The sequence below is a fragment of the Rhodococcus sp. C3V genome, assembly GCF_029269915.1.
Taxonomy (GTDB): Bacteria; Actinomycetota; Actinomycetes; order Mycobacteriales; family Mycobacteriaceae; genus Rhodococcus_F; species Rhodococcus_F qingshengii.
The window spans coordinates 1-26,174 of record NZ_JARJBE010000025.1; the positions used below are offsets into that span (position 1 = coordinate 1).

The 26,174-nt window shown below is 62.1% G+C and carries 20 protein-coding genes and 6 pseudogenes; 8 read left to right on the top strand and 18 right to left on the bottom strand.

Annotated elements, in window-relative coordinates; all coding sequences use genetic code 11:
• Positions 1-57: 57 nt before the first annotated feature.
• From P3G66_RS30630 to P3G66_RS30640, 3 genes and pseudogenes are all read right to left on the bottom strand, one after another.
• A pseudogene (locus P3G66_RS30630) lies at positions 58-246 on the bottom strand (IS6 family transposase); the annotation flags it as partial.
• A gap of 137 nt (positions 247-383) precedes the next feature.
• Positions 384-1,766, bottom strand: coding sequence for a shikimate transporter (gene shiA / locus P3G66_RS30635; protein WP_276117726.1), 1,383 nt, complete (start codon positions 1,764-1,766; stop codon positions 384-386).
• 145 nt (positions 1,767-1,911) lie between these two features.
• Positions 1,912-2,637 carry a GntR family transcriptional regulator gene (locus P3G66_RS30640; protein WP_276117727.1) on the bottom strand — a complete coding sequence of 242 codons (726 nt, stop codon included), beginning with the start codon at positions 2,635-2,637 and terminating at the stop codon, positions 1,912-1,914.
• Between the two features lie 331 nt (positions 2,638-2,968).
• Between P3G66_RS30640 and P3G66_RS30645 the strand changes: the two genes are divergently transcribed.
• Positions 2,969-3,832 carry an isocitrate lyase/PEP mutase family protein gene (locus P3G66_RS30645; RefSeq protein WP_276117728.1) on the top strand — a complete coding sequence of 288 codons (864 nt, stop codon included), beginning with the start codon at positions 2,969-2,971 and terminating at the stop codon, positions 3,830-3,832.
• Between the two features lie 36 nt (positions 3,833-3,868).
• Positions 3,869-4,876 carry a C-terminal binding protein gene (locus tag P3G66_RS30650; RefSeq protein ID WP_276117729.1) on the top strand — a complete coding sequence of 336 codons (1,008 nt, stop codon included), beginning with the start codon at positions 3,869-3,871 and terminating at the stop codon, positions 4,874-4,876.
• Between the two features lie 87 nt (positions 4,877-4,963).
• On the opposite strand, the pseudogene P3G66_RS30655 reads toward P3G66_RS30650, so the two are convergent.
• From P3G66_RS30655 to P3G66_RS30675, 5 genes and pseudogenes are all read right to left on the bottom strand, one after another.
• A pseudogene (locus P3G66_RS30655) lies at positions 4,964-6,218 on the bottom strand (IS3 family transposase).
• 1,988 nt (positions 6,219-8,206) lie between these two features.
• Positions 8,207-9,397, bottom strand: coding sequence for a hypothetical protein (locus P3G66_RS30660; RefSeq protein WP_276117730.1), 1,191 nt, complete (start codon positions 9,395-9,397; stop codon positions 8,207-8,209).
• On the bottom strand, positions 9,394-10,215 hold the full coding sequence (locus P3G66_RS30665) for an alpha/beta hydrolase (protein WP_276117731.1): 822 nt from the start codon (positions 10,213-10,215) through the stop codon (positions 9,394-9,396). Before P3G66_RS30665 ends, P3G66_RS30660 begins: the two co-directional genes overlap by 4 nt.
• Before the next feature lie 23 nt (positions 10,216-10,238).
• Positions 10,239-11,494, bottom strand: a pseudogene (locus tag P3G66_RS30670) (KasA/KasB family beta-ketoacyl-ACP synthase).
• Positions 11,491-11,778 carry an acyl carrier protein gene (locus P3G66_RS30675; RefSeq protein ID WP_276117732.1) on the bottom strand — a complete coding sequence of 96 codons (288 nt, stop codon included), beginning with the start codon at positions 11,776-11,778 and terminating at the stop codon, positions 11,491-11,493. Before P3G66_RS30675 ends, P3G66_RS30670 begins: the two are co-directional and overlap by 4 nt.
• 225 nt (positions 11,779-12,003) lie before the next feature.
• Here P3G66_RS30675 and P3G66_RS30680 point away from each other — a divergent pair.
• Both P3G66_RS30680 and P3G66_RS30685 read left to right on the top strand, forming a co-directional pair.
• Positions 12,004-13,148, top strand: a pseudogene (locus P3G66_RS30680) (thiolase family protein).
• Between the two features lie 189 nt (positions 13,149-13,337).
• Complete coding sequence (locus P3G66_RS30685) at positions 13,338-13,538, top strand: hypothetical protein (RefSeq protein WP_276117733.1); 201 nt, start codon at positions 13,338-13,340, stop codon at positions 13,536-13,538.
• 79 nt (positions 13,539-13,617) lie between these two features.
• On the opposite strand, the gene P3G66_RS30690 is transcribed toward P3G66_RS30685, so the two are convergent.
• The 7 genes from P3G66_RS30690 to P3G66_RS30720 form a co-directional block, all read right to left on the bottom strand.
• Positions 13,618-13,815, bottom strand: coding sequence for a hypothetical protein (locus tag P3G66_RS30690; RefSeq protein ID WP_276117734.1), 198 nt, complete (start codon positions 13,813-13,815; stop codon positions 13,618-13,620).
• A gap of 37 nt (positions 13,816-13,852) precedes the next feature.
• A complete protein-coding gene (locus P3G66_RS30695) occupies positions 13,853-14,227 on the bottom strand; it encodes a zinc ribbon domain-containing protein YjdM (protein ID WP_346349176.1) in 375 nt (124 codons plus the stop codon).
• 266 nt (positions 14,228-14,493) lie between these two features.
• Entirely contained in the window at positions 14,494-14,880 is a 387-nt protein-coding gene (locus tag P3G66_RS30700) for a DUF5313 family protein (RefSeq protein ID WP_276117736.1), read from the bottom strand.
• A gap of 6 nt (positions 14,881-14,886) precedes the next feature.
• The gene (locus P3G66_RS30705; protein WP_276117737.1) at positions 14,887-16,617 is read right to left on the bottom strand and encodes a SulP family inorganic anion transporter; all 1,731 of its coding nucleotides are present in this window, start codon (positions 16,615-16,617) and stop codon (positions 14,887-14,889) included.
• A gap of 416 nt (positions 16,618-17,033) precedes the next feature.
• Positions 17,034-18,920 carry a phosphoenolpyruvate carboxykinase (GTP) gene (locus P3G66_RS30710; protein ID WP_276117742.1) on the bottom strand — a complete coding sequence of 629 codons (1,887 nt, stop codon included), beginning with the start codon at positions 18,918-18,920 and terminating at the stop codon, positions 17,034-17,036.
• 80 nt (positions 18,921-19,000) lie between these two features.
• Positions 19,001-19,858 (bottom strand): hypothetical protein, encoded by an 858-nt coding sequence (locus P3G66_RS30715; protein WP_276117738.1) that lies wholly within the window; start codon positions 19,856-19,858, stop codon positions 19,001-19,003.
• Positions 19,859-19,980: 122 nt separating this feature from the next.
• Positions 19,981-20,346, bottom strand: coding sequence for a metalloregulator ArsR/SmtB family transcription factor (locus P3G66_RS30720; RefSeq protein ID WP_019747233.1), 366 nt, complete (start codon positions 20,344-20,346; stop codon positions 19,981-19,983).
• Positions 20,347-20,651: 305 nt separating this feature from the next.
• Here P3G66_RS30720 and P3G66_RS30725 point away from each other — a divergent pair, with 305 nt between their 5' ends.
• Positions 20,652-21,809 (top strand): steroid 3-ketoacyl-CoA thiolase, encoded by a 1,158-nt coding sequence (locus tag P3G66_RS30725; RefSeq protein ID WP_276117739.1) that lies wholly within the window; start codon positions 20,652-20,654, stop codon positions 21,807-21,809.
• Between the two features lie 98 nt (positions 21,810-21,907).
• Here P3G66_RS30725 and P3G66_RS30730 read toward each other — a convergent pair.
• Together P3G66_RS30730 and P3G66_RS30735 are read right to left on the bottom strand one after the other, a co-directional pair.
• Positions 21,908-23,058, bottom strand: a pseudogene (locus P3G66_RS30730) (acetyl-CoA C-acetyltransferase).
• A gap of 836 nt (positions 23,059-23,894) precedes the next feature.
• The gene (locus P3G66_RS30735; protein WP_276117744.1) at positions 23,895-24,032 is read right to left on the bottom strand and encodes a hypothetical protein; all 138 of its coding nucleotides are present in this window, start codon (positions 24,030-24,032) and stop codon (positions 23,895-23,897) included.
• A 157-nt stretch (positions 24,033-24,189) separates the two neighbouring features.
• Here P3G66_RS30735 and P3G66_RS30740 point away from each other — a divergent pair.
• Positions 24,190-24,903 (top strand): annotated as a pseudogene (locus P3G66_RS30740) (SOS response-associated peptidase).
• 33 nt (positions 24,904-24,936) lie between these two features.
• Here the strand turns inward: P3G66_RS30740 and P3G66_RS30745 are convergent.
• Positions 24,937-25,224 carry a hypothetical protein gene (locus P3G66_RS30745; RefSeq protein ID WP_276117740.1) on the bottom strand — a complete coding sequence of 96 codons (288 nt, stop codon included), beginning with the start codon at positions 25,222-25,224 and terminating at the stop codon, positions 24,937-24,939.
• A 199-nt stretch (positions 25,225-25,423) separates the two neighbouring features.
• Between P3G66_RS30745 and P3G66_RS30750 the strand changes: the two genes are divergently transcribed.
• Positions 25,424-25,885: a DUF1272 domain-containing protein gene (locus tag P3G66_RS30750; protein ID WP_276117743.1), complete on the top strand. Its 462-nt coding sequence runs from the start codon at positions 25,424-25,426 to the stop codon at positions 25,883-25,885.
• A gap of 14 nt (positions 25,886-25,899) precedes the next feature.
• Positions 25,900-26,174 (top strand): hypothetical protein (locus tag P3G66_RS30755; RefSeq protein ID WP_276117741.1); only part of this gene is annotated, 275 nt, incomplete at its 3' end.

Here is a 26,174-nt window from a genome sequence, read left to right on the forward strand (position 1 = left end):
ACCAGCCCATCTACTTCAATCCAGCGTCAGCAACGTCCAAACCCACAACAACTAGTTTGCGTATGCCTGCCCGAGTTTGGCGCACCACCGTCGGATCGTCTCGCAGCTGACCGGGGCACCGCGTTCGAGCATTATCTCCTCGACCTCATGGAAGCTGAGCGCGAACCGAAAGTACAGCCACACGCAGTGGTTGATGATCTCGGCCGGGTAACGGTGGCCTTTGTAGGACAGCATTGGGGTGGCCATGTCACATTCCCCCAATTTCCCGCGTTCAACAACGTGCGTTCGACAACGTGACAGTGCCGGCCAGAGGCTCCACTACAGGAATGCCGTGTAGCGCCATCCAGCATGTTAAGCGTCCGAGCGGTCGACGAGGGTGTGGATCAGGAAGGTGAATGTAAAACGTCTTTGGATGTCAGTTCCTCGGGCGCCGACTCTGGGGTGGTCGAATGCTCTTGCTCGGACGGACTATCGTCGCCATGTGAGATAGAGGCGGCGATAACTGCGGAGATGGCGCAGCCGATCCCGAGGTAGGCCGCAACCAGGTGCCAGCCTCCATCGTTGATTCCGACTAGCAGGGCGGCGATGAACGGCGTCAGGCCGCCGGCGATCGCGCTGGCAACTTGATATCCCACGCCTGCTCCGCTGTAACGGAATTCAGCGCCGAACATCTCGGTGAAGAGCGGCTGCTGTGCGCTGACCACGGAGTCGTGGCCGATGTTGAACAGCACCACGGCGAGAATTGCAGTGCCGACGAGGGAGCCGCTGTCCATTGCCAGGAAGAAGGGCGCTGCGGTTACTGCTCCGACTACTGAACCGGACACGTAGATCCTCTTGCGGCCGAATCGGTCCGAGAGGTAGGCAAAGGTTGGGATTGTCAGGATTCCAAGTACGCCGACAAGTAAGATGATGTCAAGCATGAAGCTGCGACTGATTGTTGTGTGGTTGGTTGCGTAGCTCAGCGCGAACGCGGTGACGATGTATCCGATGAATAGTTCGGCAAATCGGAGGCCGATGATCTTGAGGAATGCGGTGGGGTGCGCCTTGAGTGCTTCGACCAGGGGGATTTTTCCTGTTTTGTTGATCGTCGAGTTCTCGACTTTGTCGGTGAACTCTGCCGTTTCGGTAACGCTCGATCGAATCCATAGGCCGATGGCGACCAATAGAAGGCTGGCAATGAATGGTATGCGCCAACCCCATTGGTTGAACGCTTGCTCGCTCATCGTTGCGTTGAGGATTGCTACGAATCCGGTCGCGATCACGAGGCCGACGGAGTATCCGACTTGGACGCCACTGCTGTAGAAGGCTTTCTTCTTGGGAGGCGCGCTTTCGACGGCCATCAGAGCTGCTCCGCCCCATTCGCCGCCGACTGCAAAGCCCTGAATGGCGCGCAGTGTGACGAGTAAGATCGGTGCCCACCACCCAATGGAGTCGAAGGTCGGCAGTAGTCCGATCCCGGTGGATGCCAGTCCCATCACCAACATGGTGATGACTAGCATGCGCTTTCGTCCGAGTCGATCGCCGAAGTGGCCGAACACGATGCCGCCGAGAGGTCTGAATAAGAATCCAACACCGAAGGTGGCAAACGCTGCGAGTGTTCCGATAGCCGGGCTGACGTTGGGGAAGAACGCGGAGTTGAACACCAGTGCCGCGATGAGGCCGTAGAGGATGAAGTCGTACCAGTCGATGACTGCGCCAGCGAAGCTGCCGAATGCGGCGCGGCATGCTTGGCGTTCCTGCTCGGGCGTGAAAGTTGTCTCGGGCATAGAAGGGGTCCTGTTCATGGACGAACGCCACGGGCGTTCAGGTGAGTGGTCGAGATCGAGGGTATGCTCACCTCGGTCGTATGGATCCTACAACTAGGATACCAGTTAAGTGTGACACGAGACACGCGAGTTCGACAAGTGCGGATTACAGCGCAGTGAGTTTTCGACGCATCTGTTCAGCCTTCGACCCGGTCTTGACCCGCCTTCGCTCCTGTAAAGCAAGAAGGTACATTTCCCGCGTGCGCATGATGTGCGTCTGCAGCAACGGCTCGATGTCCTCTTCGTTGCCCGAGTCGAAGATCGTGGCCATGGCCTCGTGTTCAGCGAAAGACCGCTCGGGCTCGGACGGGGAAAGGAAGGTGAGATGCGTACGCAGCGCGGCAACGCGGGTGAGATTCATCCGGTACGCATTCTGAAGGTAGCGATTGCCGCAGTTGTCAAAGAACGCTTCATGAAAGCAGGTGTCCGCTTTCCCGTACCCTTGTGAATCACGTGCCGGGCGAGCGCGATCCATGTCGTCGAGCGCATATCTGAGGTCCTTCAAAGTCGAGCCGCGGTTTCGTCCGAATGACAGCGCTGCCGCGCGTATTTCGAGCGTGGCGCGGAACTCGCACAGTTCGGCGATCTCGTCTTCGGTCGGTTGGAATACGTACGTGCCGGACTTTGGCACGATCGTGACCAGACCTTGAAGCTGTAGTAGGCGCATGGCTTCCCGGACGGGCGTGCGGCTCACACCGAGTGCCTCTGCCACGGCGTCTTCCGACAGTGCTTCCCCTAGTTCGAACTTGCCGTCGATAATCGAGGTTCTCAACGAGTCGGCGACCGATGCGCCGAGAGAGGGTGTTCCTCGTTGCTGCGTTGCGTGTGCCATGCAGACTCCATTCGCATTGTGAATTCCTCGACTCTACCGCCATGTACGCCAGTTCACATATTCTCTTGGATCCGAAACTTGCATTTTAGTTGTACTGTATCTAGTGTCCTAGTGTAGGCGCTATCGCAACGTCGGCTTGCTGGATCCCTCGCACGCCATCGCGGTGCTCATTCATCCCAGCCGATGGCGTTCATGGGCCGAGGATTCGGCAGCGGAATGCTCTTCGATCGCATCGACTGCCGGATCCGGATTCCCATTGCGGCGTTGGTCCCGCCCGCTGGCTCTCTCAGCCAGAAGAACACCGCACCGAACTCACCAAGGAGACCCTCTCGTGAATGCAGCCGACAAGCTGAAAGCGCTTCTCCAACCCGGTATGCCCATTGTGCGCGCTCCCGGAGCGTACGACTCGTTCTCCGCGCGACTGGTCGAGAGTGCAGGTTTCCCTGGGATCTACATGACAGGCTTCGGTGCCACATCCTCGAGACTGGGCCTCCCAGACATAGGGTTGCTCACCCAGACCGAGATGACGGAACACGCTCGTAACATGGTCCGCGCCACGACTGTGCCGATCATTGCCGATGCCGACACCGGCTACGGTGGACCCTCGAACATTCACCGCACGGTGAAGGAATACGTCCAAGCCGGCGTGGCAGCCATCCACCTTGAAGATCAGGTCGCCCCCAAGCGATGTGGACAGATGGCCGGTATCCGTCTGATGCCCGTGGATGAGAGCACAAAACGCATCGAAGCCGCTCTCGTGTCGCGGGAAGAGCACTCGCTGTTGATCATTGCCCGCACCGACGCCCTCGCCGCAACGGGACGCGAAGACGCCCTCGACCGCGCGAAACGCTACCAGGATGCCGGAGCGGATCTCGTGTTCGTCGACGGCGTCAAGACACGCAGCGAAGTCGACTACATCGCCGAAAATTTCGCAGGCCCCAAGGTTGTATCTCTGGTCGATGGGACCGACGCTGCTTCTCTCACCGCGACCGATCTCGAACAACGCGGCTTCTCAGTGGTCCTCTACGCTCTCACTGCGCTGTTCTCCGCTGCCGCCGCGATGCAGAAGTCCCTGGCGACACTGCACGACACAGGTGCGATCCCCTTCGAAGCGGGCATCACCTACTCGGAGCATTCCGACATCGTCGGGTTGCCGTTCCATCAGAAACTTGACAACAAATACGGCGCTCTCTGACCGATCGTCACTGCACCCACCATAGGAGACTCCTTCATGTTCAAGGTCGTCGTCACCGATTACGAATTCCCGGATCTAGCCCCAGAGTTGTCTGTCTTCGACGGATATGACGTCGAATTCGTCACTGGTCCGTTCGCTTCCCCTGACGAAGTGATCGCGGCGTGCAAAGACGCTGACGCCGTTATCAACCAATACATGCCTATCGACGCTGAATTCATAACACAGCTGAGCAACTGCCGAGTGATCTGTCGCTACGGCATCGGCGTCAACACCGTCGACATGCCGGCAGCGACCGCCGCCGGCATCATGGTTGCCAATGTGCCCGACGGCTCCCTCGACGATGTCTCCGACCACGCGGCTGCACTGATCCTGGCGCTGGCACGCGGCTTGGGTATCTACGACCGCGCAATGCGCTCAGGAAAATGGAATTACCAAGCAGCACAACCACTTCACCGCCTTCGGGGTGGAACGCTCGGCCTGGTCGGCTTCGGGAACATCCCGCAGCGGCTCGCTGAGAAGATGCGTGCTTTCGGAATGAACACCGTCGCCTACGACCCGTATGTCAACCCCGAGCGGGCAGCCGCAGCCGACATTCGTCTCGTCGATCTCGACGAACTGATGCGCATCTCCGATGTCGTATCGGTGCACGTGCCCCTCACTGAATCCACCCGCGGACTCATCGGAGCAGCGGAACTGGCACTCATGAAATCGACTGCCATCCTCGTCAACACCGCACGCGGAGGAATCGTCGAGGAAGACGCACTTGTCGATGCACTGCGTCGCAACGCTATCGCTGGTGCGGGGCTGGATGTATTTGCCGTCGAACCCTTGCCTACGAACCATGAACTGACCGACTTGGAGAACACGATTATGTCACCGCATGCAGCGTGGTATTCCGAGGAATCAGAGGTCGAGATCCGTACGAAGACTGCCCGCAATGCGCTCACTGCCCTTACAAAAGGACAGCCGATATACTTGGTCAATACCGACGTGACGCCGAGGCCGCAGGCGACAACTTTCGCGACGAACGGCGCAGTGCTGTAACGCATGATGATCCACGGACATTCCCGTAGCCATAGCCGACGGTTGTCCTGTGTGACGGGACTGAATCACACAGGTGAGTCGGGAGGCTTACTGATTTGAGAACTCCGCGAATCGCGTAGTTCTGTGTTCACCGTAGTAGAACGCCTCGAGTTCGATCGGAGGCACGTCCCCGCAGTGCTCGTAGAGTCGTCGGTGGTTGAACCAGTCCACCCACTCCAACGTGGCGATTTCCACATGTTCGACCGTTCGCCACGGCCCGCGAGACTTGATCAACTCGGTCTTGTAAAGCCCGTTGATCGTTTCGGCGAGAGCATTGTCGTAGCTCGACCCGGTAGCCCCGATCGAGGCATCGATACCAGCCTCAATGAGTCTGTCGGTGAACGCAATTGACGTGTATTGCGATCCGCGGTCGTTGTGGTGAATGAGCCCGGACAAGTCGGTAATCTCCCTTCTCGGCGTCGGGTCCAGATTGCGTGCTCGATCGCATCGATCACCAACGGTGTCGTCATCGTCGTCGCGGTTCGCCATCCGAGGATTCTGCGTGAGTACGCATCGATGACGAAATCGACGTACGCCCAACCTGAGTACGTCGAAACGTAAGTAAAGTCGTCTACCCACAACATGTTTGGCGCAACTGGGTTGAACTTTCGCTGCACCAGATCCTCCGCACGACGGCCTTGCGGATCGGCGACGGTGGTGCGTTTGGTCTTGCCTCGACGTGCCCCTTCGAGCCCGAGAACACCCATTAGTCGTTCGACCGTACACCGCGCTACGTCGATTCCCTCTCGACGCATTTGCAGCCATACCTTGCGGGCGCCGTACACCGAATAATTCTCGGCATGAACACGGCTGACCTCGATCTTCAGCTCTTCGTCGCGCACGGTCCGCCGAGATGCAGGACGGTTGCGGGCCTCGTAGTAGGTGGACGGCGCAATGGGGCAGCCGTGCGCGGTGAGCACTCTGCAGATTGGCTCGACGCCGTACTCGTTTTTGTATCGGTTGATGTAGTCGATGTTCACTTGTTGTTGCGGCCCTGCTCCGCTGCGAAGAAAACCGATGCCGACTTCAGGATCTCGTTGGCACGCTTGAGTTCCCGGTTTTCGGCTCGAAGTTTGCGCATTTCCGCTGCCATTTCGCTCGTCACGCCGGGTCGTTCGCCGGCGTCGGTTTGCGCTATCCGGATCCAGTTGAGCAGCGTCTGCGCTGTTCCGATGCCGAGTTTGTCGGCCACGGATTCGACCGCTGCCCACTCCGACGGGTACTCGTGTTGGACCTCGGCGACCATCCGCACCGCCCGCTCACGCAGTTCGGGCGGGTACCTCTTGTTCGTTGCTGACGACATGACTCCATCTTTCCCAAAGAATGAAGTCCCCGGAAACTCCGGTGCGACTCAGTCGGTGCTGCGATCGATGCCTTGAGTGTGTCGAACGGCGGCAGTGTGCTCGTTGTGGAAAGACCGCCAGAATTGTCACTTGGCGTCCCGACGGCCCCGTTTGTCGCAGGTGTTATGCTCACGATCCGGCCAGACAGGCCAAATGCTCACGATGCGGCGAGGTCAGGCCGCTCGCGGGGCGGACCGAGGACGGCGCTCCGCTCTGCAGCAAGTGCACCCCCAAGGCTGAGAAGCCGTGCTCCCAGTGCGGCAGGGTGGCGAGAATCAGCGCAAATACGTCCAAAGGGCCGGTCTGTAAGAACTGTTACAGCAGCCCACCCCGGCTCTGCGGAATCTGTGGACAGATACGTCGGATCCAGCGGCGCGGAGACGGGGGCGACCGCCCCGACGTCTGCTACAAATGCGCTCGCATGGGTGACTGCGCTGGCTGTGGTCGGCGCCGCGGCGGAGGCCGGTATCGCGGTGGCCCATTCTACTGCTCAACCTGCTGGCCCAAGCCGAAACGACCCGGCGCTATCTGTGGTGAGACGAAAGCAATCAACGTCAGGTGGCCGCTCGGGTCAGTCTGCCAGCGTTGTTACCGCTCGCGTCTGGAACGACCTGAACCCTGTGCGGACTGCCATGCCACACGCATCCTGGTCTGCGTCGATGAAACTGGCGCCTTCACCTGCATCCGCTGCGGCGGAGTCGACCTCGACTTCACCTGCCGCAGTTGCGGTGAGGAGGGCCCCGGCTTCCGCAACGGCAAATGCAATCGTTGTCTCGTGATGACCAAGATCGCTCGACTGCTCGACTGCTCGACATCGACGACCCGGCGTCCAATTCGCACCTACAGCCCTTGTTCACAGCACTCGCGGCGGTGAACCCAGGCAGCGTCCACACCTGGATCACCAACGAAGCTTCCCTCACTTTGCTCGCAAGCCTGGCTGCACGAGGTACCGACATCACCCACGAAGAATTTGACCTACTTCCCCAGAACGCCCGCACGCACCATATCCGCGAATCCTTCGTCTGCGCTGGTGTTCTCCCGCGACGCAACGAGGCGCTGGCGTTTCATGACCGTTTTCGGGCGGTTCCGGCGGCCATCTCTGTACTTAAAGCGAATCCCTCGATCTCTCGGCGATTACGCAGACGCGGGGTCGCCGGGAGTGCAAGGCGGAAAGTGGCGCCACGATCGCTATCTTTGTCGATGGCGCCCGATCGACTAAGTGGAGTCATCACCATCAGGAGCTGGACTCGTGGGGACAATCGTGGGATCGGGATCGCCCAGCTCGCGGGCACGTCGGCGGGCTGAGGTGAGCGCGAAAGTATCTGCGGGAGTGTAGTCGTCGCTATGGCGGCCGGGCGCGAGTGCAGGAGTGATCAGTGCTTGGTGCTTTTTCCTGAATTCGGCGGCGTCGGGTTGGTTCAACAAATACGTCACGGCCGCGGTGACAGCTGCTGAAGGGGCGACCCGGTGTTTCATCGTTGCGCTCCTGTGTGAATCTGTGGCCGCCTGCGGTCGAGTTGAACCTGTGCCTGAGGCGGGAATTGTGTTGTTCGGGTGGCTTTCATGTCGTAGAACGGGGCTTCGGCAGGTGCTTGTGATCGGTCTTGTCGGCGACGATTGTCGAGCGAATCGATGATCTTTTTTGAGGGTGCTCCCGTCGTCATGGCAATGCTTCCTGTTTCACGTCTGGTGGTACATTCCGTTGTGAGAGTGACGCTTTGGGGGGCGGGACTGCGGGCGACTGTCGGAAGTTGCGCGGGTAACGGTCCAGGCGTCACTCTCGTCCACCCCGGTGCTGGCGTGATCATGCGTTTCTCATGCGGACGGGGGTTTTGTCCGTCCAATTCTGGGTTCGCGTCGAGTGGTTCGAAATATCGTGGGTTGGGGTTGGTGAGGGCTTTGACGATGTCGCCGAATCCGAGAACGCGGGCCGGTGGCCCTTGGTAGATCATTTCCTCTGTTCCGATGTAGCGAAAGCGCATAGCGGGACTCCTGCAGGTGAGATGTGCGGGTGGATCGGTGGGGTGGCCGCAATGCGGTCCGGCGGCTGTCGAGTGGGGCGGTGTCGGAACGAACTTCGGTGTACTACCCTGCGCAGGATCAAGGCTTTTCGTGCGGCCACTACCGCGGGTCGAGGTGGCGCTGTTCCGCGGCGACCCGCGGGTGGTCGGGTTCTCATCGCTGGAGCCTGGTGTGAAGTGTGGAGGCCGCGATAGCTGCTCCGACATGTTCGGAAACCGTTCGAACGAGGGCGCGGTCGGTGATGTCCGGTAGGAAGCGGTACGCGGCGGTACGCGACGGTGCGCGAGTGTAGAGCGCGTGCCGCAGCGGCGATCAGATCCGGAGTCATCATCGTGATGCGGTGACCGCAGCCTGCACTGAGCAGACCCGCGAGCGGCAACGACGAGTATTCGAACGAATCTGCGGGCGGGCGGATGCACCGAAGCGGTGAGATCGATTTCTCGGTGGTGGACAAGTCGATCAACACATCGCACTGTGCGATGAGCCGGCGGGTGTCCTCGCGTGTGGAGTTGGTGGTGTCGATGTCGGTGACGGTGCCGATGCCGCACCGGGTCAGCACTTCGTCGAGGAGGGGCGCGTGTCGGGACTGCGAGATGTAGACGGTCGCCATCCACGGCCACACGCCTTGCCGGTCGAGGGCGGTCAGGGCCAGGGCCGCGAGCGAGGCGGTCATGGTTTCGTTGTCGGCGATGACGAGGGGACCGTGGAGGGCGGCCACTTCGTGTTGGACGATCACGGTCCAGTAGGGCGGTACCCCGATCAGGAATACCTTTTCGATGTGATCTGGGAGTGCGAGAATCGTCTCGACCAACCGCGGAACGTCGTTGAACGAGAGAGCGGTGTGCTCGGCGCGTAATGCGGTGTGGTAGCGGATGAGTGCGGCGTATCCCTCGCCCCAGGTTCTGCGGTTGCGGTGCAACCGGCGCAGGGGAGACCTCATCGGATCGGCCGTGATCACGGCAACTTTCCCGCCGGCGGGCAGCGTCGGATTCGTGGCGTGTTGTCGGGTGGGTGCGTCGAGGTCGGGGTGATGAGCGGTCATGGGGTCCTGAGGGGGTGTGTTCTCGCCGCGTGCGGGCAGTCGCTCGCGGCGGCAGGGAAGGTGCCGGTTCGTCATGGCTGCTGCGTCAAGGGCTGGCCGTGGAGGAAGGCGATCAGCAGAGCGTTGACCTCCTCGGGTCGCTCGAGGTAGCCGAAGTGACCGCACTGGGCGATTTGTTCGTATCGGGCTCCGGGGATGGCTGCGGCGACTTCGATGCCCTGCGCAGGCGGGGTCAAGCGGTCGTCCCCGAATCCGATGACGAGGGTCGGTGCTTGGATCGCGGCGAGATCAGTCAGTCGATTGTGGGATCGATCCATCGCGGTCTGGGCGCGGACCCCGGCAGAGGTGGTGGTGGGTGCGGAGTACTCGAAGATGTCGAGCCATTCCTGGGCCTTTTGCGGATCGGCGAGGGTGTGTGGGGAGAGGTTCAGCACCGCGCTGATGGCCGCGGTGTAGGACGGGGGCAAATCGATCCCTGCCTGGTGGAGGGCTCGTTGTCCGCGGTTGAGGGCGGCTTCGACGGGGTGTGGTCGGCCGGTGGCGGCGAGCATGATCGACTTGGCGAGTAGTTCGGGGCGGGTGATCGCCAGCTCTTGTACGACTCGTGAGCCCAGTGATGTGCCGATCACGTGGGCGGGTCCGCCGAGATGTTCGATCAGGGCCGCTGCGTCGGCGGCCAGATCGGCGATGCTCATCCCCTCGATCCCGGCCATGCTCGAGATTCCGCGGTTGTCCATCGTGACGACTTCGAAGCCGGCCTTCACCAGCGCCGGAACCTGGTAGGTGTTCCATACTCGGCCGGGGCTGCCGGCTCCCATGATCAGCAGTACACGCGGGCCGGAGCCGGTGACGACGTAGTTGACGGGAACATGGTTGAGGGTGAGGGTCGGCATGGGTCCTGTTTTCGTGAGGTGGGTCAAGGGCGAGCGAAGACGAGAGCGGTGTTGTGTCCTCCGAAGCCGAAGGAATTGTTGACGGCGTAGTCGACGGGTCCGATGCGCGGCGCTGTCGTGACCACGTCGAGGTCGATCCTCGGGTCGAGTGTGTCGAGGTTGAGTGTGGGGGGATGACGCCGTCGCGGACGGCGAGGACGGTGAGAACCGCTTCGAGCGCTCCGACGGCTCCGACGGAGTGCCCGAGGGCAGATTTCGGGGCGTAGATCGCCGCGTGTGTGCCGACCGCTGTGGTGATGGCCTGTGCTTCGGCGATGTCGCCGGCCGGGGTGGCGGTGGCGTGGGCATTGACGTGGGTGATGTCGGCGGGTGTCAGCCCGGCCCGCTGAATGGCGTGGGTCATCGCGCGAGCGGCTCCGCGGCCGGTGGGGTCGGGAGCGACGAGATGGTAGCCGTCGGAGGTGGTATCGCAGCCGAGCAGACGCGAATGGATCGTCGCCCCGCGTGCGAGGGCATGCTTCTCGGTTTCAAGGACCACCAGCGCTCCGGCCTCGCCGAAGACGAAACCGTCCCGATCCTTGTCGAACGGACGCGACGCACCGGCAGGGTCGGCATTGTTCGAGCTCAGCGCGCGCATCGTGGCGAAGCTGGCGATGGAAAACGAATCGATGCGGCCTTCGACTCCGCCGGCGACGACCATGTCGGCATCGCCCATCGCAATCATCCGGTAGGCCTGCGCGATGGCTTCCGCTCCTGACGAGCATGCCGACACCGGCGTCATCACCCCACCGCGGGCGCCGAGTTCGAGGCCCACGGTCGCGGAGGGGCCGTTGGGCATGACCATCTGCACTGCGAAGGGGGACACTTTGCGGTAGCCGCCGGTTCTGAGCCGGTCGACCGCATCGATCAGGGTGTCGCCGCCTCCGATTCCGGTGCCGATGACCACCGCCAGACGATCCTTGTCGACGTCGGGTGAGCCCGCGTCGATCCATGCCGTGCGAGCGAGTGTCAACGCGACCCGCGCCGGCCAACTCATCCGCCGGATCTCCACCCGGGTGAGGGCATCGTCCGGCGAGACCTTCAAGTGACCGCCGATACGGACCGGCAGGTCGAATTCCTCGACGAACGAATCGTCGAGAAGACCGATTCCGCTCTCTACCGCGAGGAGCGCCCTCCATGTGCCGGCGACGTCCCCGGCGACCGATGTGGTCGCTGCGAGGCTGGTGACGACGACGTTGGGTGCGCGGCCGAGCCAGGAGCGTGCCTCGGTGGTGTTCACCTGTCGCTGCTCGGCGCGGCGAGTTCGAGCGCTGCCGCGGCTTCGAGGGTGTGGATGTAGTCCACGACGTCGCCGACCGTGCGCAGACCCAACAGATCCTCGTCGGGAATTTTCACGTTGTACTTGTCTTCGGTCTGTACTGCGATTTCCATCATGGACAGCGAGTCGATACCGAGATCGTCGACGAAGGACGTGCCGATACCGATTTCGGACGGCTCGATTCCGGTGACCTCTTCGATGATCTGTGCGAGCTCGGTGACGATGGTTTCCTGCGTGCTGGCCATCAATGACGTCCCTTCGAATGAACGGGTGGTGTTCGGCTTCTGGTGCTCTCGGAGAGGTAGGGCTGAGCTCACGCCATCTTGCCATAATATCTAGTTAAGAATATTAGCAAGTAGCTGTTGTCAGGGATGCTTGCGACTCCCCCGTGACCAACTCGGTCGCATGGGCTTACGTGAGCTCCGCGGGAAGCCGGGCACCTCGCCGGCTGATGGATGAAGGAACACACAATGCGCGATGCAATGATCGTCGAAGCCGTACGAACCCCTTTGGGTCGCTGTAACGGAGTGCTCTCGACCATTGATCCGGCCGATTTGTCGGCCCAGATTCTGGTGGGACTGGCCGATCGCACCGGCCTCGATCCCGCAGTCTTCGACGATGTCATCTGGGGATGCGTCAGTCAGGCCGGTGAGCAGACCGGTGATATCGGGCGGACCGCCGTATTGGCGGCAGGGTGGCCGCACACCGTCACCGGGGTGACCATCGACCGGCAGTGCGGATCATCGAAGCAGGCGGTGCATTTCGCTGCCGCAGGGTTGATTGCCGGACAGTGCGACGTGGTGGTCGCCGGTGGCGTCGAATCCATGAGCAGAGTTCCGATGGGATCCTCGTCCGGCGGGATGAATCCCCTGGGAGATTGGTTCTTGGCGCGCTATCACGGCGTCGCCCCCTCGGAAGGGGTCGGTGCGGAAATGATCGCCGAGCAGTGGGGTCTGTCGCGCCGTCAATGTGACGACTTCGCGCTCGCCTGCATGCGAAAGCCGCGCACGCGCAAGGCGACGGATACTTCGACGACTAGATCCTGCCGATCGTGCTCGCCAACGGCACCAAGATCGCCCGCGACGAGGGGATTCGCCGCGGCGGAACGCCGGAAACCCTGGCCGGGATCAAGACCGCGTTCTCCGACACCGGGGTGGTGACGGTGGGAAACAGTTCCCAGATTTCCGACGGTTCGGCCGCCCTGTTGATGATGACCAGCGAGAAGGCCACGCAGTTGGGGCTGACACCGATCGTTCGAGTCCATACTGCCGTCCTGGCGGGCGCCGATCCGGTGATCATGCTGACCGCACCGATTCCGGCCACAGAGAAAGCCTTGTGGCGCAGTGGTTTGACGTTGTCCGATATCGGAGATTTCGAGGTCAACGAAGCCTTCGCCACGGTGCCCCTTGCCTGGCTGGCCGAAACAGGGGCAGACCCGAAGCGGCTCAATCCGCACGTCGGCGCCATCGCACTCGGACATCCCCTCGGTGGCAGTGGCGCACGCCTGATGACGACGATAATCCACCACATGCGGAGCACAGGAACGCGTTACGGATTGCAGACCATGTGTGAGGGCGGCGGTCAAGCGAACGCCGCCATCCTCGAACTTCTCTGATCCAGTCGTATCCACGGCGGTGATCCTCGCCGAGCTTCTCGCGTGAGGATCGCCCGAGCCGTCCCGACGTTCAGTGGGGGTATGTGAGCGGCGAAAAGGGCTAGAGGAGAGAGTAATACGAACATCAGACACGTCATCCGTCGTACGGTATTCGTCACGATATCGACTGCGGCGTAGGCGGCGCCGGCGGTGAAAATTCCTACTCTGGTCCTGGTCTACGTCATCATCGGTTCGCTACTGTTCTTTTCTCGATACCTCGACGACGATACCGACGCGCGCTCACGCGACAAGCGTGATTCCGGAAGGGGAAAAGACCGTACCGACCGGACAACCACGTTCGTCGCCGTGCGCAAAATCTTCGAAGATAATGGCGCGCACGTTCGTCGGTGAATATCTGGTGGCCGTCGAATTTTCCAGGCCGCACTCGTATCGAGACGACCCGATGTGTCAGCGCAAGGAATGCAGCGGGCTAGATGCCGGTGACGACAATGCCGATCGCCGCGACAGTGATCATCACGAACCCGAAACACGCGAGCACCCACCGCCGTTCACCGCCCACGGCATAGGTATGGCGATGCCGTGCAAGCCAGAGAGCGTAGTGCACGGTAACTGCGAGACCCAGGACCGCGAGAACGGCGAACACCACATGCACCCGGATCATGGACACGAGAATTCCTCACCGCCCTGGGACATCGACGGAGCTGTCATGCTTTCTTGACGAACTCGGATTTCAGTTGCATCGACCCGATTCCGGCGACTTTGCATTCGATATTGTGGTTGTCGGCACCGTCGACCAGGCGTATGTTGCGCGCCTTGGTTCCAGCTTTGATTCCTGTCGGACTGTTTTTGACCTTCAAGTTCTTCACAACAGTGACCGCGTCCCCGTCGGAAAGCTCATTTCCGACGGAGTCGACAACGATGGACCGGTCGACCATCTGCGATCCCTGGTGAGATGTCCATTCGTGAGCGCATTCGGGGCACACGAAGAGCGCCCCCATCTCGTAGCTGTATTCGCTGGCGCACCGTGGGCACGGCGGCAGTGCATTGTTCACGGGTCCACCCTTTTCATTGTTCGGCATACTGGTTCTTCGATTCGTGAAACGTCTCGCAGGTTCACTGAACAGAGGGCGTGGCGATGAGTGCGTCGCCTTCTCCGCCGCCGCAGAGTCCGGTGGATGTGTTCAACGCGTTCTCCAGTCTGTACGGTCTGGTGCGCCTGGTCAGGCAGTGAGGACGTAGAACACCGCGGCCATCGCCAGCACCACAGCGGCAGCGGATGCCATCGCCGCCGTCAGGGAGGCCGGGGGCGGATTCATCGGATCTGTTCCTGACGTCGACCGCGCCGTCATGGGCGGTAGCGGGATTCGTAGGCCTGCTTTTCCTCGTCCATTTTCTTTTTCTCGTGCACGTCGAGGAGCGCCGGACTCAATCCGTGGCTGACCAGACGGTGCCGCAGGTAGATCTTTTTCAAGGCGAGAAGAAAATACACGAAGGGCAGGAAGAGTAAGAGCACCATGCTGATCCGGATGATCCAGGGGCCGGGGATCAGCAACAGCCCCACCAGGATCGGCAGCAAGGGCACGATGCACCGTGTCGTGTAGCGGCGGGCGGCGCCGGGGCCGGTGATGTCCTCGATCACCCACGGAATGAACTCGTCCGGCAGGGTGCGTCCGGCGAGGTACTTGAGGTGCTGGGCGAAGGTGGGATGTGCGATGGTTCCGTTCTGGGACATGGTGTTTCATTCCTCGATGTTCATCGATAGGTACTGGTTCCTCGGAAGCACCAGCATGCGGGCGTATTCGATGGCGCGTGGTGTGTCGGAGAAGATGTGTCGGCGTTCGCTGTCGGAGGTGGTGAAGACACCGAGGGCTTTCAGTGGCCGGAGGTGGTCCGGTTTCATACCGGAAATCAAGACGGTGATGTGGCGGTGTTCGAGTTTGTCGATGGCGTCCTTGAGGACGATGGCGCCGGTGGCATCGATCGCGGTCACCCGTGACATGCGCAAGATGACGACCTTGACGTCGGAGACGTCCGCCAATTCGAGCAGGAAGCGGTGAGCGGCGGCGAAGAACAAGGCGCCGTCGATGCGGTAGGCGACGATGTGTTCACGGAGCAGTTCGTGTTCTTCGCTCTGGTGCCCGTCGTCATCGAGTGGGACTTGTTCGATCTTGGCTGATTTCGCCACTGCGCGCAGTGCCAGGATCGCGGCGAATGCGACACCGACCGCGACCGCGGTGACGAGGTCGAGGGCGACGGTGACCAGGAACGTTGCGCCCATGACCGCGGTGTCGGCGCGGGTGGCGCGCGCGATGGCGATGAGCGAGGCTGTTTCGACCATGCGCACCGTGGTGGCCAGCAGTACCCCGGCGAGGGCGGCCAAGGGTATCTCGGCGACCAGGGTCGATGCCAGGTAGACGATCGCGGCCAAGATGACGGCATGTGTGAGTGCGGCGAGGCGGCTGCGCGCGCCGGAGCGAACGTTGACGGCCGTGCGGGCGATGGCGCCGGTGGCCGGGACGCCGCCGAACAGGGGTGCGGCGATGTTCGCCAAACCCTGTCCGAACAATTCCCGGTCGGGATTGTGGCGGGTCCCGACTCCCATCGAATCCGCCGCGGTCGCCGACAGAAGTGATTCGAGGGCGGCCAGTGCTGCCACTGCCAGGGCCGGGGCCACTAGTGAGGTCAGATCCCCTAGATGCAGAAAGTTCAGTGTGGGTGCGGCGATGCCGGAGGGGATTTCACCGATGCGGGCGATGTCGAGGTGCAGCAGTTGCGCGGCCAACGTCGCGGCGGCCACGGCGACGAGCGAGAACGGAACTTTGGGGAGGTAGCGTCCGCCCACGAGGATGGCGACGGCCACCGCGAGTGCTGTTGCCGGGGTGAGAATCGAGGGGTGCGCGACGAATTTGGCGACCGCGTCCGCTGCGCTGCGCCACACTTTGTCTCCTTCGGCGTCGGTGATACCCAGAGCGGCCGGGATCTGTTGGAGGGCGATGACCACGGCGATACCAGCGGTGAACCCTTCGATGACCGGTGCCGGCATGAAGCGCACGGCCCGTCCCACGCCGGCGAACGCCAACACCACCAGTACGATGCCGGCGATCAACCCGACCGCCAGGACACCGGATCCGCCGTGTTCGTGAACGATGGGAACCAGGACAACGGTCATGGCCCCGGTCGGCCCGGACACCTGGACCCGGGAGCCGCCGAAGACAGCGGCGATGGCGCCGGCGACGACAGCTGTGGTCACCCCAGCCGCCGCCCCGAGCCCGGTGGAGATGCCGAATCCCAAGGCGAGGGGAAGGGCGACCAGTGCCACGATCAGACCGGCCAGCAGATCCGCGCCGGGTGCGCGCAGCGACGAACTCCATTCGCTCCATCGCGGCGACAGGTCCCGTACGGACTGGGCAGCGCGGCCGAGCGAGTTCTGCGGGGACGGAGTGGAATTCGGTGAGGGCGTATCGGTCATGGGGTTCCTCGGTACTGCGAGAAGAAAGTGGAAGCCTGTCTGGTTACTTGCTAATATTAGCAAGTAACCAGATGAAGGCAGCGGTGATGCGTGTAACACCACTGCGCGGACTGCTGAGCGCGCCGTTGCTGCAGTGCCGCGAATGTGCCAGGTTGTGCTGTTGGTCCGCGGTGACGCCGGGCGGAAACGTGTGCTCATGGTGTGGGGAGCGGGCGTTGTCGACGACTGTCATGGGCTCCCCGCTGCGCTCGTCGAGTTGACGGCGCTCTGGGTGGGAGATCACCACGTTCGGTCTCACGTCAGAAGATCCCGATCCGGGAGGTTGAGGGGCAACTTAACCGGATCGGGACCTTCGGTGAGGGCCTCCAGCGCGAGAGACTCGACGTGAGATGCGCTGGCAGCCCTGCTCGGGGGGGTCAGCAGTCGTCGGCGCGGGTGCGCACACGCCGGAAATTCGTGTCGCGGGCCGGGGCCTCGTCGGCGAGTTCGTAATCGAATGTCGACAGGCGTTGACGCAAGGCACGCAACTCTTCACGCAGCGTGTCGGGGAGTCTGTTGCCGCCGATCGTGGCGTACCACTGATCGATGAGGGGAAGTTCGGCCGCCCACTCCGCCGGGTCGACCTTCAACGCAGAGGCAATGGTGGGGCGATGAAGGTCGAGTCCGGTCAGATCCAAGGCATCGAGGGTCGGAACGTGACCGATCGGGGTCGCCTCGGAGTCACAGGTTCCGTCGACGCGTTCGAGCGCCCACTTGAGAATCCGCGAGTTTTCTCCGAAGCCGGGCCACAGGAACTCTTCGTGGTCGCCGCGGCGAAACCAGTTCACGTAGAAGATCTTCGGCAACTTCGAGGAATCGGTGCGCGCGCCGATATCGAGCCAGTGCTGGAAATAGTCCCCGACGTGGTAGCCCAGGAACGGCAACATTGCCATCGGGTCGCGGCGTACCACCCCGACGGCGCCGGCTGCGGCGGCCGTGGTCTCCGAGGAGAGTGTCGAACCGAGGAAGACGCCGTGCTGCCAGCCGAAGGATTCGGTGATCAACGGCATGGTAGTGGCGCGCCGGCCTCCGAAGAAGATCGCCGAGATCGGAACCCCTGCCGGGTCGTTCCATTCCGGCGCCACTGTCGGGCACTGTGCGATCGGGGTGCAATAACGTGAATTCGGGTGTGCTGCCGGCGTCCCCGACGTCGGAGTCCACTCGCGCTGTTGCCAATCGAGGAGATGCGCCGGCGGCTGCTTGGTCATCCCTTCCCACCACACGTCGCCGTCGTCGGTCAGGGCGACGTTGGTGAAGATGGAGTTCCCTTTCTCGATCGTCGCCATGGCATGCGGGTTCGTCGCGGTGCTGGTACCGGGGGCGACACCGAAGAAACCGGCTTCGGGGTTGACGGCGTAGAGCCGGCCGTCGTCACCGAAACGCATCCAGGCGATGTCGTCACCGATCGTTTCCGCGGTCCACCCGTCGAGTGTGGGATCGAGCATCGCCATGTTCGTCTTACCGCACGAGGACGGGAATGCCGCGGCAATGTAGTGCACCACCTCGTCCGGGGAGGTGAGCTTGAGGATGAGCATGTGCTCTGCCAGCCAACCCTCGTCTTTGGCCATTTTCGACGCGATACGCAAGGAGTAGCATTTTTTCCCCAGCAGCGCGTTACCGCCGTAGCCCGAACCGTAGCTCCAGATGGTGCGTTCTTCGGGGAAATGGGAAATGTACTTGGTGTGATCGCACGGCCACGGGACGTCGACCTGCCCGTCGTAGAGGGGTGCGCCGACCGAGTGCAGACATTTGACGTACTCGACATCCTTCCCGAGCGCTTCCCAGGCCGGTGTCCCGGACCGGGTCATGATCTGCATCGACACGGCGACGTATTCGGAGTCCGTGATCTGGATCCCGAATTTCGGTTCCGGGGCATCGAGGGGTCCCATGCAGAAGGCGATTACATACATCGTGCGCCCCGACATCGCGCCGCGGTACTGCTCGGTCATGACCGTCTTCATATCGAGGGGGTCCATCCAATTGTTCGTCGGACCGGCATCTTCGCGTGACTGGGAACAGATGAACGTCCTGTCCTCGACCCGGGCGACGTCCTCGGGATCGGAGACACACCGGAACGAGTTCGGCTTGCGGTCCAGGCGCACGAACGTGCCTTTGTCGACGAGCAGATCGGTCAGGCGATCCCATTCGGCGCCGGACCCGTCGCACCAGACCACCTCTCGCGGTGAGGTCAGGTCCTCGACCTCGGCCACCCAGGCCGCGATGTCGGCACGAAGCGCGCCGAGACGAATCGGGTCGGAGTCGATATGGGTTGTCACTGTGTTCTCCTGACATGTGTTCGGTGCGCGGTACGCACCTGTCCGAGCGGGATAGACGGGAAATTCGATCAGTGCAGGTGGGTGCTGCATGGAGGGGCGTGGCCGAGAGATTTGGTGACCTGCCTGGCGATGGAGGAGAGCAGCATCCGCTCGTCCGCGGACGGGAGAGTGCATCCCACAGGGGTGATCAACGCCAGTGAGCGCGCGCAGGCAGCGATCATCTCGGCGGTCAGGACCGTGACGCCATGGACGCAGAGGACACCGAGCAGCCCGGGAAGAACGACCGCGCCGTGATCGAAAGTGTCACCAGGCATGCTCACCACTTGCCGCGCGGGCACCGAATCGCCCACGCAGCCATCGAGATCGACGAGAACATCGTTGTATTCCATCAGTCGGCGCAGCGGAAACTGGTGCGCATCACTGGCACGCCAGCTGCTGATGCCGGCGACACCGGACATCAACAACGTCGGCCCGAGCATCGGAGCTCGATGGGCCCCGGTGATCACCACTTGCCCTACCCGCGGCCCCACGACGAGGTTCCGCAGCGCCGAAATCGTCATCGCGGTCAATGTTGCTGTCACGACGTCGATCTCGGTGACGACCAGCGGGCCGCCACGCTCGGCGACCTCGTGCTGCACGGCTGTGGCAGCATTCGCGTCCAGTCCGACGATGAAGGCAGCGGAGATCCGCGGTTGCAGGCTCAGTACGCGGGCGATCACGGTGTTGACGTCCGCCGTCGCCAAGGGCAACCGAACTGCGTGCAGTGCAGTCCGGTCGCAGATCATGGCGGCGTAGTCCTCCATCGCCTCCCACGGTGACCGCGTCCTGACCGCGGCGCGATGCGATCGGGCCGCGGCAACTCCCACCACCGCGACATCGACGCGGCTCAAGACTGCACTGTCCGGATGGACGTCGTTGGTCGTCACCGCCCGCCACCTCTTTCGAATCGATCAGCCGGTTTTCCAGTTACCAGTTCTACAATGTACGTACTTTAGCAATTTCGCAACTAGTGGATAAGTGCAGGAACTAGTCCTGCATGACGTGTGCCCTATCTTGCCTTACCGGCCAGAGCGGGCGGCTCCGGAATCTCCTCGACCAGCATTTCGGCCTGGCCGGCGACCATCCCGGTCAAGATGGCGCGCGCCGTGGTCAACAAATCGGCGACACGCGGCGACGTCAGAGCGTACGAGACGGACAACCCTTCCCGCCGCGCGGTCACTAGACCTGCTCGACGCAGAATGGACAGTTGCTGCGACAGATTGGCCGGCTCGATCCCTACCTCGGGAAGCATCTCCGAGACGGCATGCTCACGCTCGCTCAAGAGCTCGAGGACGCGAATACGTGCGGGGTGTCCCAGCGTCTTGAAGAAATCGGCCTTCATCTGATAAAGCGGCTGGCGCGAGTTCACAACCACGACGCCTCCTGTCACTCGAGTCGGATCGTCGGCATGCGCGTAGGTGTGGCGCGCCGCTGTCCTGCCCCTGCGAAACGAGCGCAGAAGCTCCCACCGGTTGTGGTACTTGCGAATCTTAGCAATTTGCGTGGGTATACGTCGGCGCAGAGCAGGAAGTGTCGGCCATAGCGAATCCCTAAATCGCAACATGTTTCAGAATTGGGCCACAGTGAGCTGAAACATGTTGTGGTATAGCTTTATTCGTTGCCATAAAAAGGACAAACACGTTCTAATAATTTTTGCTACTCGAGGAGGTACGACACCACATGGGAAATCCTGTGATCGTGGAAGCGGTACGCACTCCCATCGGAAAGCGCGGAGGATGGCTTTCGGGTCTGCACGCCGCCGAACTGCTGGGAGCCGCTCAGCGAGGGCTACTCGAACGCTCCGGAATCGATCCGATGCTCGTCGAACAAGTCATCGGGGGGTGTGTCACCCAAGCCGGCGAACAGGCCAACAACGTGACGCGGACCGCATGGCTGCATGCCGGTCTTCCCTGGCAGACCGGTTGCACCACCATCGACTGCCAATGCGGCTCCGCCCAGCAGTCGACTCATCTGATCGCCGGTCTGATTGCCACCGATGCGCTCGAGATCGGGATCGGCTGTGGCGTCGAAGCGATGAGCCGGGTGGCCCTCGGCGCCAACGTCGGCGAGCATGCCGGACCTCGTCGTCCTGCCTCCTGGAACATCGACATGCCCGATCAATTCGAGGCCGCCGAACGCATCGCCCGGCGCCGCAACCTGACGCGGACCGGCATCGAAACCTTCGGTGTGCACTCGCAGGTGAAAGCGCACCGCGCGTGGGCGGAGCACCGTTTCGACACCGAAGTGCTGCCCGTCACAGCGCCGGTGTCCTCATCCGGCTCGGAACCTACCTACATGCTGGTCCAAAAAGATCAGGGTCTGCGAGAGACCACTGCGGAGGCACTTGCCGCGCTCACACCGATTATTGCCGGCGGAATTCACACCGCAGGCACCTCGTCGCAGATTTCCGACGGCGCAGCTGCGGTCCTGCTGATGGACCACACCCGCGCCGAACAACTGGGCCTGACGCCGCGTGCCCGGATCGTCGCGCAATGCCTCATCGGCGCCGAACCCGAATTCCATCTCGACGGACCGGTACAGGCAACCAGTCGGGTGCTCGACAAGGCCGGAATGAAGATCGGCGATCTGGACCTGTTCGAGATCAACGAGGCATTCGCCTCCGTCGTCCTGTCCTGGGCCAGCGTGCACGACCCCGACATGGACACGGTCAACGTCAACGGCGGCGCGATCGCCCTCGGACATCCCGTGGGAAGTTCCGGAGGCCGACTGATGGCCACCGCACTGCACGAACTCGAACGACGCGACGCCTCAACGGCATTGATCACCATGTGCAACGGAGGGGCGCTCGCCACCGCCACGATCATCGAACGTATCTGAGAGCGGGGTCGGTCGAGTCGACGCTTCGGTGAGCCGACCGACCCCCACTGCCCGCGACCCCCACTGTCAGCGAAGAAACGAACACCCGAGAACAGGCGTCATCCCAAGCGCTCGATGATTGTCACGTTCGCCGTGCCGCCACCTTCGCAGATCGTTTGCAAGCCGAAGCGCCCGCCTGTGCGTTCGAGTTCGTTGAGCATCGAGGCGAACAGTTTCGTTCCGGTAGCGCCGAGCGGGTGCCCGAGGGCGATCGCACCGCCGTTGACATTCACCCGCGCCGGATCGGCACAGGTTTCCTTGATTCACGCCAACACCACCGGCGCGAAAGCCTCGTTGATCTCCACCACGTCGATGTCGTCGATACTCAATCCACACTTGCCCAGCGCGTACTTCGTGGCCGGTATCGGCGCGCTGAGCATGAAGATGGGATCCGCGCCCCGCGCACTCAGATGATGAATGCGTGCTCGCGGAGTCAAGGAATGATGGGCCACCGCAGCCGCCGACGCCACGAGAACCGCGCTCGCTCCGTCACAGATCTGGCTCGCCGAGGCCGCGGTGACAACGCCGCCCGGCAACAACGTCGGTAGAGCCGCCATCTTCTCGAGACTGGTCTCTCGCGGGCATTCGTCGACCCGAAAATCGCCCACCGACACGATTTCGTTCTCGAATCGCCCGTTCTCGATCGCCGATCGAGCCCGGGCTTGGCTCTGCAACGCGCACTGTTCCATCTCGTCACGACTGATCTGCCAGTTCTTAGCAATCAACTCCGCGCCGCGGAACTGGGAAACCTCCTGATCACCGTACATCCGGCGCCACCCGATCGACCCGTGAAACGGTGTCTCGAAGCCGAACTGCTGCCCCACCGTCATCGCCGAGGCGATCGGTATCGCGCTCATGTTCTGCACTCCACCTGCAACAACGAGATCCGCCGTCCCACTCATCACCGCCTGAGCGGCGAAGTGCACCGCTTGCTGACTCGAACCACATTGGCGATCGACAGTCACCCCCGGCACCTCCACCGGAAGCCCCGCCGCCAATCAGGACGTGCGCGCGATATTGCCCGCCTGCGGCCCGATGGCATCGACACACCCGAAAACGACGTCGTCGACACCGTGCGGGTCGATCTCGGTGCGTTCGAGCAGATGAGTGAGAACGCTCGCCCCCAGATCTGCCGGATGGGTTGCAGAGAGCGCACCCCCCTTTTTTCGATTGCAGTGCGCACCGCATCGATGATGTATGCCTCGGACATCGAGAACTCCTCCATCCCTGGCCCGCGCAGCTACGACTTCGAGCACTGACGCGAGACGTCGTCGCACAGTGACGAAACCTTTCATGTACCAAGCAGATGCTTGGTATATGAAAGGTAGTGCCTCACCCCTTCGGCGCGAGCAGGCACCCACAAAACCGCTCACCCCAGCAGGTTTCGGCTCTCCGCAAGGCTATGGGCGTATTCTCTCCACCATCGACTGCGTTGCCCGCGATGCAGTCGAACACCTTCGCGATCCACTATCGCCCCCCGGCCTGTACTCCGAGGGCGACATCAGAAAGAGCCCAGCAGTGACGTATGAGCCTCCCTCCGATCCTGTGAGTGCGAGTCCCTTAACAGAAACCCTGGAATAGTGCAGACATCGAATACCTACCGTGCACCGGTTTTCACTGGCGGTAGCCTGGGGCACCCATCCTTTCGAGGGCTGCGCGACGACAAGACTGCTGATGAGGTCGACCTCCCCGGTCGTCACTGATCTGGATCAGGAACGTATTCGAGGAGGCTTTCAGATGATCACAGGTGGTTGGATCTGGTGGCTTCCACTGCCGTGGGAATGGCGGATAGCTCTCTCCGAGGTGACTCCGTGCGAGTTCGGGGCACACAGTGTTACTGAAGCCCCGGTAGATATGACGAAACCGCCGGAACCTGAAGGTGTCCAGCGGCTTCACAGGGTCGGTGCCCGTCTTGCGCCTCTCGTCAAGTGGCCGCTCGAAGCGGCATTTCTTTCGGTGGTACCCGGGGCAAAGAACCGAACACCGACAGCCTCTACAACGACCACACCCGGAGAGTTATTCCACGCCGCTGACCAGCGCAGCAGCTCATTTTCTGGTGATGATCGTCCGCAGAACGAAGCGGAAGACCACCGCGGTGCCGGCTCCGACCGCGACACCGGCCACCACGTCGGCGAGGAGAACCCCGACGGTGACACCGAGGATCGTGGCGGCCACGATCGCCAACGCGACATCCGTGGGCGCCGGCCGAGGACTGGTGATCGCACTTCCCCTTCCGCGACAGTCGACGACGTACTTGCAGAGATCACCACACGCCGTTTCACGCGGGAGTCGGACCCACGCTGTTCAATGGGGCGGGAACCGGCTACGAGGAGGTCAGGCCATTTGTGGTCGCTATGCAAGCACAAGCTCGAGCAAGGAATTGCAGTCGTTTTTCGACACGATGCAGACCGTCGGCGACGAGCTGCCCCCGTCCTACAACGTCGCCCCCACACAACCCGTCCGGGTGATCCTCGAACGAACCCCCCCACGAGGAACCCGACGCCGAGCCCCAGCGCCAGCTCCGGACCGTCCGCTGGGGTTTGTTGCCTGCCTGGGCGAAAGACCGGAAGATGGCGTCCAAGCTGATCAACGCCCGCAGTGAAACCGTCACGGAAAAGGCGTCATTCAGAAGTAGTGCATCTAACGGCGTGCCATCGTTCCCGCGAACGGATACTACGAATGGATGAAAAGCGAAGAGGGAAAGAAGATTCTGTACTTTCTTCACGGAGACGGCGACGTGATCGCGATGTCTGGACTCTACGAGTTGTGGCCCGATCCTGAACTGCCAGAAAGCGATCCGAACAAGTGGGTATGGACCTGTACTGTCTTGACTCGGCCAGCTACGGATTCCACGGGACACATCCACGACAGATCCCCGCTGATCCTGCCCGAATCGTTCTGGGAACACTGGCTCGACCCGAACCTCACCGACAAAGGCGAGGCCTGGGCCATGATCAATTTCGTTCCGGAGCCGCATCTCGAACCCTACGAAGTCTCGACTGCGGTCAATAGTCCGAGGAACAACGACCCGAGCTTGCTCGAACCGGTCCACTGACTGACGTCCTGGGCCTTCGCGCTCGACGAGAGGTCAAGATTCCCGCATCGTCACCCGGGCGAGCATCTGCTTCATCTGCGGCCACCCGAGAGCCAGGTTCGATCCGTTCATCTGGACCCGTTTATTCCACTCCGGAGCGAAGGCATCGAACATGATCCGAGCAGCAGGAGCGAGTACGTCCCGCTCGACGGCGTCAACGGTGTCGGTATCCCAACGGAACTCCCCGTCGATGGAATCGGGTTCACCGAATATCGACGTCAGACGCTCGGACACATAGCCCAGATCCGCTAGCTCCGGCGCAGTGTAAAAGTCTTTGCTCATTGCTTCCTCCGAATCACCGATCGATCGTGCACATCATCGTGCCGTAACACCGCGCCGGGCGGGCTTGACGGACGCGTGAAGTGGCCGGGAGATGGGTGTGTGACCGGTGTAGGTCGAATCCGGGCAGGTGTGGTTCTGTGACGTTGACAGATGCACTGCGCCGGAAGGCGAGAGGACTCCAGGAGCGGCGATGTTGGTGATGAAAACAATGTGCGAGAGGTGCCGCACCTGCCTCGACAATGCCTCCGCCGCAACGATATGCAGCTACGAATGCACCTTCTGCGTCGACTGCTCAGTCGGGATGGACAACGAGTGCTCGAACTGTGGCGGCGAGTTGACCGCGCGTCCTCGTCGCATCGCGGGGGCCCGAGTGATTCGTCGGGGATGGGCAGGTCGAATCGGTAACTATCTTGCCCAACGCAAGCCCTCCGGCGTCCTCGAGCTCACCGATGACGAGCGGGACCTGATTTCGCAGATCAAGGCCACCGACGGGGAAAGGTTGGCAGCGATCGAGGTGCGTCATATGCGTCCCGACTGCACACCGCGAGAAGCTCTCATCACCGTTCTCACACTTCGCGGGGAAGACGTGTTCCGAACCCCTGCCGGCCACGCTGTCGGTGAGAAAGCAGGTCGCGCCGATGGGAAGCCACAGGCGCTGTGACCGACGAGCACACCATGCCCGCACGCTTCAGATTCCGCGCAGCCGGAGACCGGGCAGCAGCGCGTCTGCGGAAACGAGCCGAGTGGGCTGCCGTCGCGGCGCAGCGCAGAGCCGCCCATGACCTGGCCTACGAACAGTGGGCCACCGGCGTGCTGGCCCCGTACCGGATCACCCGCGCCCTCGACGCCGCCGAGCTGTACGGCCGCGGGCGTCGACATTGCATGCGGAGCACAAGAGCCGGCAGTCGACGAATGGGAGGCCGGCACCCGCTACCCCTCGTTCGAGCAGC

Excerpts from the sequence above, each read along its gene's own strand:
- P3G66_RS30700 (WP_276117736.1), bottom strand. The coding sequence starts at position 14,880 with ATGTCCCAGAACGGAACCATCGCACATCCCACCTTCGCCCAGCACCTC.
- P3G66_RS30640 (WP_276117727.1), bottom strand. The coding sequence starts at position 2,637 with ATGGCACACGCAACGCAGCAACGAGGAACACCCTCTCTCGGCGCATCG.
- shiA (WP_276117726.1), bottom strand. The coding sequence starts at position 1,766 with ATGCCCGAGACAACTTTCACGCCCGAGCAGGAACGCCAAGCATGCCGC.
- P3G66_RS30725 (WP_276117739.1), top strand. The coding sequence starts at position 20,652 with ATGGGAAATCCTGTGATCGTGGAAGCGGTACGCACTCCCATCGGAAAG.
- P3G66_RS30675 (WP_276117732.1), bottom strand. The coding sequence starts at position 11,778 with ATGGCCAGCACGCAGGAAACCATCGTCACCGAGCTCGCACAGATCATC.
- P3G66_RS30705 (WP_276117737.1), bottom strand. The coding sequence starts at position 16,617 with ATGACCGATACGCCCTCACCGAATTCCACTCCGTCCCCGCAGAACTCG.
- P3G66_RS30650 (WP_276117729.1), top strand. The coding sequence starts at position 3,869 with ATGTTCAAGGTCGTCGTCACCGATTACGAATTCCCGGATCTAGCCCCA.
- P3G66_RS30745 (WP_276117740.1), bottom strand. The coding sequence starts at position 25,224 with ATGAGCAAAGACTTTTACACTGCGCCGGAGCTAGCGGATCTGGGCTAT.
- P3G66_RS30695 (WP_346349176.1), bottom strand. The coding sequence starts at position 14,227 with ATGCCGAACAATGAAAAGGGTGGACCCGTGAACAATGCACTGCCGCCG.
- P3G66_RS30750 (WP_276117743.1), top strand. The coding sequence starts at position 25,424 with ATGAAAACAATGTGCGAGAGGTGCCGCACCTGCCTCGACAATGCCTCC.
- P3G66_RS30665 (WP_276117731.1), bottom strand. The coding sequence starts at position 10,215 with ATGCCGACCCTCACCCTCAACCATGTTCCCGTCAACTACGTCGTCACC.
- P3G66_RS30660 (WP_276117730.1), bottom strand. The coding sequence starts at position 9,397 with ATGACGAACCGGCACCTTCCCTGCCGCCGCGAGCGACTGCCCGCACGC.